This window comes from Chryseobacterium sp. UF-290 (assembly GCF_058245615.1).
Map to the genome: position 1 here is coordinate 1 of NZ_JBSICB010000029.1, position 9,569 is coordinate 9,569.

At 28.4% G+C, this 9,569-nt stretch carries 12 protein-coding genes and 1 pseudogene; 2 read left to right on the forward strand and 11 right to left on the reverse strand.

The features are described 5' to 3' along the window. The 5 genes and pseudogenes from AC4IF5_RS20225 to AC4IF5_RS20245 all read right to left on the reverse strand — a co-directional run. Positions 1 to 342, reverse strand: a pseudogene (locus AC4IF5_RS20225) (RHS repeat-associated core domain-containing protein); the annotation flags it as partial. Positions 343 to 518: 176 nt separating this feature from the next. Beyond that, the gene (locus AC4IF5_RS20230) at positions 519 to 887 is read right to left on the reverse strand and encodes a hypothetical protein (protein ID WP_490737733.1); all 369 of its coding nucleotides are present in this window, start codon (positions 885 to 887) and stop codon (positions 519 to 521) included. Continuing rightward, the gene (locus AC4IF5_RS20235) at positions 887 to 1,804 is read right to left on the reverse strand and encodes a hypothetical protein (protein WP_490737735.1); all 918 of its coding nucleotides are present in this window, start codon (positions 1,802 to 1,804) and stop codon (positions 887 to 889) included. Before AC4IF5_RS20235 ends, AC4IF5_RS20230 begins: the two co-directional genes overlap by 1 nt. Before the next feature lie 216 nt (positions 1,805 to 2,020). After that, on the reverse strand, positions 2,021 to 2,575 hold the full coding sequence (locus tag AC4IF5_RS20240) for a hypothetical protein (protein WP_490737737.1): 555 nt from the start codon (positions 2,573 to 2,575) through the stop codon (positions 2,021 to 2,023). A gap of 4 nt (positions 2,576 to 2,579) precedes the next feature. Further along, entirely contained in the window at positions 2,580 to 2,795 is a 216-nt protein-coding gene (locus tag AC4IF5_RS20245; RefSeq protein WP_490737739.1) for a hypothetical protein, read from the reverse strand. A 472-nt stretch (positions 2,796 to 3,267) separates the two neighbouring features. Between AC4IF5_RS20245 and AC4IF5_RS20250 the strand changes: the two genes are divergently transcribed. Then, positions 3,268 to 4,239 carry an IS1595 family transposase gene (locus tag AC4IF5_RS20250; RefSeq protein ID WP_490737741.1) on the forward strand — a complete coding sequence of 324 codons (972 nt, stop codon included), beginning with the start codon at positions 3,268 to 3,270 and terminating at the stop codon, positions 4,237 to 4,239. Between the two features lie 79 nt (positions 4,240 to 4,318). After that, on the forward strand, positions 4,319 to 4,825 hold the full coding sequence (locus tag AC4IF5_RS20255; RefSeq protein ID WP_490737743.1) for a hypothetical protein: 507 nt from the start codon (positions 4,319 to 4,321) through the stop codon (positions 4,823 to 4,825). Positions 4,826 to 4,870: 45 nt separating this feature from the next. On the opposite strand, the gene AC4IF5_RS20260 is transcribed toward AC4IF5_RS20255, so the two are convergent. From AC4IF5_RS20260 to AC4IF5_RS20285, 6 genes are all read right to left on the reverse strand, one after another. After that, the gene (locus tag AC4IF5_RS20260) at positions 4,871 to 5,977 is read right to left on the reverse strand and encodes a hypothetical protein (protein ID WP_490737745.1); all 1,107 of its coding nucleotides are present in this window, start codon (positions 5,975 to 5,977) and stop codon (positions 4,871 to 4,873) included. 334 nt (positions 5,978 to 6,311) lie between these two features. After that, positions 6,312 to 6,608, reverse strand: a complete 297-nt coding sequence (locus tag AC4IF5_RS20265; protein ID WP_490737747.1) for a hypothetical protein — start codon at positions 6,606 to 6,608, stop codon at positions 6,312 to 6,314. 5 nt (positions 6,609 to 6,613) lie between these two features. Further along, positions 6,614 to 6,997: a hypothetical protein gene (locus tag AC4IF5_RS20270; protein WP_490737749.1), complete on the reverse strand. Its 384-nt coding sequence runs from the start codon at positions 6,995 to 6,997 to the stop codon at positions 6,614 to 6,616. Positions 6,998 to 7,318: 321 nt separating this feature from the next. Next, positions 7,319 to 7,489: a hypothetical protein gene (locus AC4IF5_RS20275; protein WP_490737751.1), complete on the reverse strand. Its 171-nt coding sequence runs from the start codon at positions 7,487 to 7,489 to the stop codon at positions 7,319 to 7,321. Between the two features lie 59 nt (positions 7,490 to 7,548). Further along, the gene (locus tag AC4IF5_RS20280) at positions 7,549 to 8,898 is read right to left on the reverse strand and encodes a hypothetical protein (protein ID WP_490737753.1); all 1,350 of its coding nucleotides are present in this window, start codon (positions 8,896 to 8,898) and stop codon (positions 7,549 to 7,551) included. A 15-nt stretch (positions 8,899 to 8,913) separates the two neighbouring features. Next, entirely contained in the window at positions 8,914 to 9,288 is a 375-nt protein-coding gene (locus AC4IF5_RS20285) for a hypothetical protein (RefSeq protein WP_490737754.1), read from the reverse strand. Between the last annotated feature and the right edge of the window lie 281 nt (positions 9,289 to 9,569).

The following is a 9,569-nucleotide window of genomic DNA, read 5'->3' on the forward strand; positions in this document are numbered from 1 at the left end:
TCCGCCTGCAAGATAATACGAAGCGGCTCCGCCAGAACTTATATTCCAGCTCCACGTATCAGGAGCATAAGCTTTTCTCCCATCCGGGTCGATAAAGCTTACAGGATTATTTAACGCATAATTGTAAGGCGAAAACCTTCTTGTGGTCTCTGCTAATGGATCCACAACGCCCCATCTTCCAATGTCACTCATATACATCCTTGCACCATAGTCATACATTCCGGTTTCCGTCTGTAATTCTTTTCCGTTATAGCCATAGTTATAGGAAGGGTTACCAGATAATGTATTATAGCCTTCATGCTTCAGCCCAAAAGGATAGTAGTTGTTTTCTTCAATGATCTCTATTGCTGTTTCTAGTGAAACTTATTTTATAAAATTAGAGTATTGAAAGTTCAATATGACCTAATTATTTTCAAGATTATCCAAAATAGGAGTATAAAAAAGTATAAACTTTTTGTCTCAAAAAAGGTAGCAACTCCATATTAATCTGTTATGCTTATTTAGGACTAGTCAAAGATTTAATGAAAACCTTTTTTTATTGCCCATTCTTGATAATAAGCAGTATTAAGACTATCAAATTTATATGTTATCTTATTGGGTGGATTTAAACCTGAAATTCTTCTTAAAGCTTTCATTCTAGCTTCGTAGACACTAATTCCATAAAATTTAGCATTATGGGAAATTCTACCATCCTCAATATTCTTAAATAAATACTTTACAAATATTGTATCTTTTTCATTTTTCAGTAAAGAACATCCTTTCATTATTTCTGTTTTATCATCACTATTAAGGAGTTTTCCAATTTCTTCCTTATCATAGTTTTTTTCGCAAGAAAACAGCATTAATATAACTCCAAAAAACATCCAGGTTTTAAAATATATTTTCATTATTTAATCGTGTATTTAGTTCTATTATAAAAAGAGTAATTATTGAGACCGTTATTTAAATAATTTAGTAATCGGTCAGGAGAGACATAATAGCCTGTTTTTAATTTATAAACTGTCGAATCTCCGTCAAATCTGCTATAAGTTGTTGGAGATGTATATATATTGATCCCGTTTTTATTTAATGCCTGAATAGCTACAGATGTACAGTTTAATCCGGTTAGCTCATACATTCCAGGATTTTTAGCAACACCTAAAAGTGTTTTTTCTAAACTTTTTATTTGGGAATCTGACATTTTAATATCGTATGAAACAATAGTGTTACCATTATATTTATAATAAAATTCATTCTCACTATCAATATGCATTTCACCAGGACTATTTTTTAAATCCACTTTAGTGTATTGCCCATCACCATCTATATCTGTTGGATAGTATCCATACACTGTTCCGTTAATCCTAATTGCTGTATGCCCAACATCTCCGTTACCTGGCCAAATAAGAAGTTGAACAATAGGATCATTTAACCCAGCCTTCTCTAATTGCCCAATCATAGAGAATAAACCATTAATAAAGCCAGGTTGTGAAGCTCCTTGTTGTATAAACGCAATCATGGAAGGGTCTGTGAATGTCATTCCACCACTAATGCCACTTCCCCCTCCACCTTCATTAGGACGGGAAAATATCGTCGGAACATTACCTGACCATTCATCCATAGACATTCCCGTTGCACCTTTTCCGCCTGCAAGATAATACGAGGCGGCTCCGCCAGAACTTATATTCCAGCTCCACGTATCAGGAGCATAAGCTTTTCTCCCATCCGGGTCGATAAAGCTTACCGGGTTATTTAACGCATAATTGTAAGGCGAAAACCTTCTTGTGATCTCTTCTAATGGGTCTGTATCATACCCATCTTCCAAGATCAAGCATATGGAACATCTTTGCTGTTTCTAGCAAAACTTATTCAAAATTAGGGTATTGAAATCAATACCCTAATTATTTATAAAACTCTCTAATTTAAAACATATAAGAAGGATAAACCTTTCATCCTAAAAAGTATCAACGTCAAAATATTGCTACACAATTGCGGTGGATTTATTTTTTATCTGCTCAAAGTCGAGAGACTTTTAAGAAGGTCAGTCTTTTTTGAACTTCGCAATACATTGCTCAATAAATTGTGTTGATGTGAAGATTACTTTTTTTTCATTTGTAAACATAAATAACGAATCGTTTTTAACTGTATTAGATTTTTTATCATTAACCTTTAAAATAAAAATTGCCAGATAATTGCCAGTTTTAACCTTTCGGGGATTTAAGCTTTCTACAATTTCTATAATTTTTATTTCGTGTTTTATACTGTCCTTTACTTTTACATATCTTGATTCGTTACGCTTAAAATCATCTTTATTTTTAACTCTAGCAAGCTCATTTGTCAGCTGTTGCTGTTGTTCATTTAATATCCTCAATCTCTGATAAGAATAATTTATTAAATACTGGGCTTCTTGCTGTTCAGTTAAGGTATCAAATTTTACAAGTTTAATGGACTCTAAAGTAGAACCATCTTGTTTAAGCTCTTGTGTAATTTTTTTTTGGATAGATTGGGTTAATTCTTCTTTATAACTCTTAGTTTCATCTTTTTTACAAGAAAAAATAATGAATAAAATTAGTGTGCAAATTATTTTAGTCTTCATATTATCATCTTATTATTTTTCTTAATATCGAATCTCTTTGATTATTACGTTTAATTTCATCAGCGTTAATTCGATTGTGCATTGAATCAAGTTGTGCCTTTGTCATATTATATTTATAAACGTCTTGAGCTTTAACTCCAACACCAGTTATTATACCTTCATTGTTTCTATAAATATTAAGACCAACTGCTTGGGGACCATAATGGCTAAATGTATCCAATTTTGAAGGACTTGAAACTGATGACCTTCCAAATGGATTTCCAATACCTTCTACATCAAGACCAAATTGAATAAAAGCATCTCCAAAAAATTTTTACGATCAAGTCTTGTATTTCTACCATATCCACCAAAAATATACTCAAACATATCGTTAGTTTCAATACTATCTCCTGGTCTAAGCTTATTAAGCGTTTCCTTGTCAGGATCTATCATTCTTTCAACAAAAAAACTGAGAAGGAATGTTATATTATTTTAGATAATAATATACTAGTTAATACCAATTAATTAAACAACATTTCAAAACCTAAACTGCATCAATCTTTTGATGCAGTTTTTTATTCCTGTAAATGTCAAATAATAAGCTACAACCAACTGAAAATCAAATATAAAACAAGATAAAAATCATAAAAATTTGTTCCTCTGAATTGTTCTGCCTCGATCTTTTTTATTAAATTTATATATACTAATAAAATATGATAATTCACAGAGTAACAAAGCTTTTCAATCTTGGATTTAATGACCCTACAGATTCTATAATGAATATGATGGAAGCATTTAATACAGAACAGAAATGTAGAGAATATCTTGAAGACTTAATTTGGACACACGATCCGATATGTACCAATTGTTTAAGTGAACGACCTGACCATTACAAATTAAAAAAGAATGGTGAATTCAATGGTATCTATAAATGTAAGGATTGTAGAATAAATTTTAATGTAAAAATTGGAACGATGTTCGAAAATTCAGCTATTCCACTTAGAAAATGGTTCTATGCAATCTATATTTTCACATCACATAAAAAAGGTATTAGTAGCCATCAACTTGCAAAAGATATTGGTGTAACGCAGAAAACTGCATGGTTCATGCTTTCAAGAATCAGACATTCATTACGTTCTGAAAAAGTTAAAAGTTTTGATGGTGACACTCAAGTGGATGAGACTTATATAGGTGGTAAAAATCATAAAAAATCATGGCAAAAAAGAGTAGAAAATACCCAGGGTCGAAGTACTAAAACAAAAGCTGTTGTATTTGGCTTACTTAGTAATGGAAAAGTATCTACAGAAATCGTTCCTAACACAAAAGGTAAAACTCTTACAACGATTATTAAAAACATGGTCAAAAGAGGCTCTATTGTTGTTAGTGATGGTTGGAAAGGTTATTCTCAAGTACACAAACATTACGAACATAAAAGTATACCTCATACTAGAGGTCAATATGTGAAAGATTCCTATCATACCAATAGTATTGAAGGATTTTGGAGTTTACTAAAACGCGGAATTCTTGGCATTTATCATTCAGTTAGCCCAAAACATTTGCAACTTTACTGTGATGAATTTTCCTTTAGATATAATACTAAAGATTTTGATGAAGGTAATCGATTTAATTTTGCTTTATATTGTGCATTTGAAGAACGACTTACCTATAAACGACTTATCGACTGATATAGTTGTTTAACTTTTGATTTACAACATTAAAAGATCATCTTGATTATTTAATTAAACAATTTTAAATTTATGATCAATGTCTAAATTTTTATTGTTTTGTAAACGAACAAGAGTAATCTTAAAATATAAATGTTTTAAATATAAATTTCGTTCTTTAAAATTTTTGGGTAAATTTATTCCATATTTTAAACCAATGACTTACACGGAAGACGAAGCACTTAAAAAAATAAGTGAATGCATTAAAACATGGATTGAAAGTTTCGAAGAAAAAAAAGTTGAATTCGAATTTAAAAATGATATCGAAAATACTTTAAATAATTTATTTCAAAATAGTACGATTACATTAAAGTATTATATAAAATATCCTTTACCATTTTTACCACACTTGGAATTTTTATTATGCCTTGAAGGTGATAAATATAACATTGTGTCAAAACATCAAATTTTGATAACAACAAATACAGCAACTCGTAAAAGTACAGACAATTTTTTTGAATTTATTGATTTAATTGATACAAGTCCAATTCTAACTATCTTAAAAAATGTTGAAATTAGACATGGGTCAATTCAAATAAATAAATAAATAAATAAATAAAAAATAAGAAAATCCGGCAATGCCGGATTTAATCTACAATCCTAAAACTCCTGTAGAAGCACTTAAATAGTTGAGAAACTCGTCTGAATATTTATAGTATTTTTTATCTGAATCATTACGATCAGACCAACCAAATAATTTGTCATTTAAATCAACTTGTTTTTTATTCAAAAGATTAGCAGATTTTGTTAGGATTGTCCATGATGAAATATCAGCTTTAGACATTCTATTTCTTTGCATTCTATATAATCTTACATAATGATCTAATTTGGGAATCATAGCTATGGTTTGCTTTCTAATAGCTTCTCTTTGCTCAAACCAAATATCAAGTTTTTTAAGATAATCTTGATCCTTTTGCAAAATCCTACTTAATGATCCATTACAAGAGATGTCATAATATTTGGTTTTAATGTATTTATAAGCTTTATCATCATATATTGTATATCCAAATTTTTTAGCAATTGCTATTCCTTCATTTGCAAAATTGCTTGTTCTTATCCTGTCATATATTTCATGAGAAAGTAAATAGTAAGAATTATTTTCTGGGTTTTTAATTAAAATCGAGCCTTCTCCATCTTGACCATATTCTTCAAAAATTTTATCAGAAACTTCATTCTCTAAAAACTTACCCTCAATGGTTTCCCTTGCTATTGTCATGTATTTTGAAATTACATCATAAGTACCTTTTATTGTTGAAAAATTTGAAATTGTTTTTTCAACATCTTGAAAATAGGCCATTCTTTTTGATTTATTTGCTGATTTAACAAATCCATCTTTGTATTTATATTCTTCCGAAAATGTTTTTTCTTTTTCCAGCATTTCAGGATATTCTTTTACAACAGGCGGAATATATGAAGATGATTTATTAGGATTATTCATGTACTCGTCATAAGATTCTTTTGCTGCTTTTTTGGAATCAAGAAATAAATCATAATAGTAGGTTGGTACTTTTCCTTTGACATAACTATAGTCCTCAATTTCTTTAGTTATAATAGCCCTAATTTCATCATCCTTAATTTTTACTTTACTGACGACATCATCATCGATAATAAGTTTTTCTTGTCCTGATAAAGAGAGATTTGTTAGCATCAAAATAGAACATGATGCTATTGTTTTGAATGTAGAGAATTCAAATTTCATTGTGTGGTAATTTAAGGTTTAACATAAAAAATAAAGCGTGGACATTGTATCATGTCAACCTTAGGATTACCACACCCCAAAAAAACAATGATACAAGCCACGCCAAAACAGGCGTACCTCATATACATTATTTGTCTTTTAAAGATGAAGTCCGAAAACTTCATTGTGGTAATTTAAGGTTGACAATAATGCAAAAAGCACGATTTATTTTACATTCCTTACTGGAATGATTTTATTTTTAATAATACAAATATAATAAAATTTATCTAGGCTTAAAAACGTAAAACCCTCTAAAATAGAGGGTTTTTGATGTTATTTTTAATTTAATAATTATTTATTGTTCGAAGTAATCACCTTCTTTCCATCCTTTTTCTTTTTCGTACCAATTCATTAAAGCAGTAATAAATGAGAAATTTATAGCTAATCCTGTAGCTTGAATAAAATTTATTTCATTATTCTCATCCACATTAATAACATGAAGTCTTTTACTTATTGGCTTTCTTCCACTAACAACAAAATAATGCGTTGTATTACCAATTTTACCAAAGCTACCTTCAATTATTTTGGGGCTTTTTTTAAGTTGTTCTAATACGAAATCAATACTAACAGATGGATGATATTCCTTATTCATAAAAATTAAGCTAATTCTAAAATCATTGATTGAGTTTCACCTGTGCTCATAATTTGCTCTATAACTGTATCTTTACTTGTAATTACGTAAGACATAGAAATAGTATTTTCAGATGATTCATCACCAAATTCCCAACCTAATAAGCTTAATTCTGATTCTAATCCACTTCCATGCTTTTCAGCACAAACACAAAAAGCTTTAATTGTATCATGAACTACTTCTTCTTGATTCATTTTATTAAATACAAAAGCTTTTAACCCAAATAAGGGAATATTTACGGAAGTTGAACCATCCATTTCAGTTCTATCCCATGTTGGCATTAAAACAGAAACAGACCTTAATCCGCCTTCATGACGACTAATTTCTACTGTAGCTTCTTTAATTTCCATTTTAGTACGTTTTATGTTAAATAAGTTTTTCCAGTGATTGATATTTATTTTAAATTCAATATCAATCACTTAATAATAATATACAAATATATATTATTGTAACGACAAAACAAGTCGTGTTAAAAATAATTTGATTTATTATTCCAAATAATATTATACAAATATACAACCAAAGTATTAATAAAGCAAACTATTTGTAAATTAACACGTTATGAATATTAATTGTATTTCTTATCTCAACTTACTTGATTTATTAATATAACTTGTTTTCTTAGGCAAAAATATTGTAAAAAACTTAAACATTATTATTTTTAGTCTTTCCTAATCTTTCTTTGCAGTATCTGTTTGACCTTGCAGAATATTTTCATTATTCTCATTAGTCTTTATATCATCAACTTGTTTTTCGTCAATTTGTTTTTCTGTATTTTCTTGAACAGTTGTAATAGCTGGATTTTCTAAATTTTCTGCGATAAATTCTTTTAATGATTTCATAATAAATTGAATTTAGAATATGTATGCTACTAACTGAATGGTAAGCTTCCAATAAACTACTAATCCTTTTTAATTATAAGATTTTCTGTCATATTACTATATGGAAAAATTTCGGGCATTAAACTAATAATATCTTTATTATCAAAATCAAAGAAACTATGTGCTATTTTTTCATCAAACATTTCTCGATTGATACGATTGATAGCATTTGGATTATGATATAATGTCATACCTTCAGACCAAGTTTCATCACAATTTTCATCAACAATATATCTTTTAGCAATAGGTTTATCTGCGTTTTTATCGTGATTAAAAAGAATAACATTTCTGATTAATATATTATTTCGACTACCTAAACCTGCTTGTTTTCCTAGTCTATTGAATTTTGATAAAGTAGCTACTGAAGAAAATAGAATGCCACTTATATAGTTATTATTAGGATCATCAAAGAAGCCAGCAGGTATTTTAGTTCCATTAGCCTTTTCGTAGTTTTCAATTTTAATAGGGTCTATTATTAATTCTCCAGATTCTGAAAATGAATAATTATAAGTATATCCATATAAATATTGAAGTAAAGAATTATATGACCAAGTCATGGACATTGTATCATGAAAATCTGCTATTGCAATAATAAAGGGTATTCCTTGAACATGAGGTTTTTCCCAATATTTTTTCTTTACCTTATCGAATAAGGCACTACTAAACATCAAAGGAACATCATTTTCAAGTTTTACATCAATCTCATCTTTGTTTTTAGGCTTAAAATCTAAAATATTTGAAAAATTTTCCTTCTTCCTGCTAATTGTAACGGCTTCAACAGCAATAGTTTGACCATATTTTTCTATTATAAAATCAGGTGCTTCATAATCTCTCTTAAATGAGAAAAGTTGTTCTCTAAAAAAGCAAAACAAATAAAGTTCAAATATTCTAGAATCAAATCCATTTAGAGATTGAAACTGATCTATAAAATTACCATCAATATCTTTATAGTGATATGAAATTTCTTTTATAACTTCTTTCGCACTTGAAAATTCAGATCTGTCTCTTAAAAATGTAAAATGTGGATGAATTTTATCTGAATTATTTAGTTGTTTAAAAATGTCAAAATATTCATTTTTATTATCATGCTTTGTTATACTATCATCGTTGAATGATTTTTTTAACCATTGTCTTGCTTCTTCGATTGTCTCAATATTTCCTGTGATTTTTTCAGCACGGAACTGCATTGATTTATCTCTTGAAAGAATACATGCATAATAATCTTCATCTTTTATATCTATGCTAATAAACCCTATTAAACTATTATTTCCATTGGTGTAATATTCTAATTCTTTTGCTAAATATTGCACATAAGGTTGTCTTGTAAATAATGCATAAATGTCAAATAACTTTTTAGAAAGTCTTTGCATATTACTAATAATATGTTAATTAAAAAATAGAGGTTCAGATGCAATTAAATTATCTTGACATTCGTCAATTTTTTCCTCAACAAATCTATTAAATTCCTCATCGAAATCAACTAAAAACTGATTAAGACGTATTTTATCTGCATTCTCGTTGTCAGAAATAGGGTTTTCACTAATAGTTGTTGTCAGAAATATAGTAGATGTTTTATTAATATCCATTGGCTCATTACTACATTTAAAATTTTTTATAGATGTCGTAAATTTTAAGATATATTCTCCATCACTTACAGGACTATTATATGAATGAAAGTTTTTGGTTTGGTAAGTGTAGAATTTTCTATTTTTCCATTTAATAATTTCTTCTTTAATTTTTTCTAATGCTTCTAAGTTCATGATTTTAGTTTTAAAAATTGTTTACCGAAATATATATCATTTAAATTAATCATCAAAAATATTTCATTATTTTTCTAGTTTTTTACGGATATCCATAATTCGATATTGAAATGTTGTCATTAAAAATAAAAACAGCATCAGATTGCTGTTTTAAGTTTGGTATTGTTGTTTAATTAATTTGGTATTAACTAGTATATTATTATCTTATTTTATTAAAAAACTATAGCGTCGGTTTTCAACGCTATAGTTTTTCACCAACACCAACACGTTTGGAACATTAC

What these genes read in the sequence shown, in the direction of transcription:
- AC4IF5_RS20230 (WP_490737733.1), bottom strand. Translation starts at nt 887, where the DNA reads ATGAAAATATATTTTAAAACCTGGATGTTTTTTGGAGTTATATTAATG.
- AC4IF5_RS20240 (WP_490737737.1), bottom strand. Translation starts at nt 2,575, where the DNA reads ATGAAGACTAAAATAATTTGCACACTAATTTTATTCATTATTTTTTCT.
- AC4IF5_RS20250 (WP_490737741.1), top strand. Translation starts at nt 3,268, where the DNA reads ATGATAATTCACAGAGTAACAAAGCTTTTCAATCTTGGATTTAATGAC.
- AC4IF5_RS20255 (WP_490737743.1), top strand. Translation starts at nt 4,319, where the DNA reads ATGTCTAAATTTTTATTGTTTTGTAAACGAACAAGAGTAATCTTAAAA.
- AC4IF5_RS20260 (WP_490737745.1), bottom strand. Translation starts at nt 5,977, where the DNA reads ATGAAATTTGAATTCTCTACATTCAAAACAATAGCATCATGTTCTATT.
- AC4IF5_RS20265 (WP_490737747.1), bottom strand. Translation starts at nt 6,608, where the DNA reads ATGAATAAGGAATATCATCCATCTGTTAGTATTGATTTCGTATTAGAA.
- AC4IF5_RS20270 (WP_490737749.1), bottom strand. Translation starts at nt 6,997, where the DNA reads ATGGAAATTAAAGAAGCTACAGTAGAAATTAGTCGTCATGAAGGCGGA.
- AC4IF5_RS20275 (WP_490737751.1), bottom strand. Translation starts at nt 7,489, where the DNA reads ATGAAATCATTAAAAGAATTTATCGCAGAAAATTTAGAAAATCCAGCT.
- AC4IF5_RS20280 (WP_490737753.1), bottom strand. Translation starts at nt 8,898, where the DNA reads ATGCAAAGACTTTCTAAAAAGTTATTTGACATTTATGCATTATTTACA.
- AC4IF5_RS20285 (WP_490737754.1), bottom strand. Translation starts at nt 9,288, where the DNA reads ATGAACTTAGAAGCATTAGAAAAAATTAAAGAAGAAATTATTAAATGG.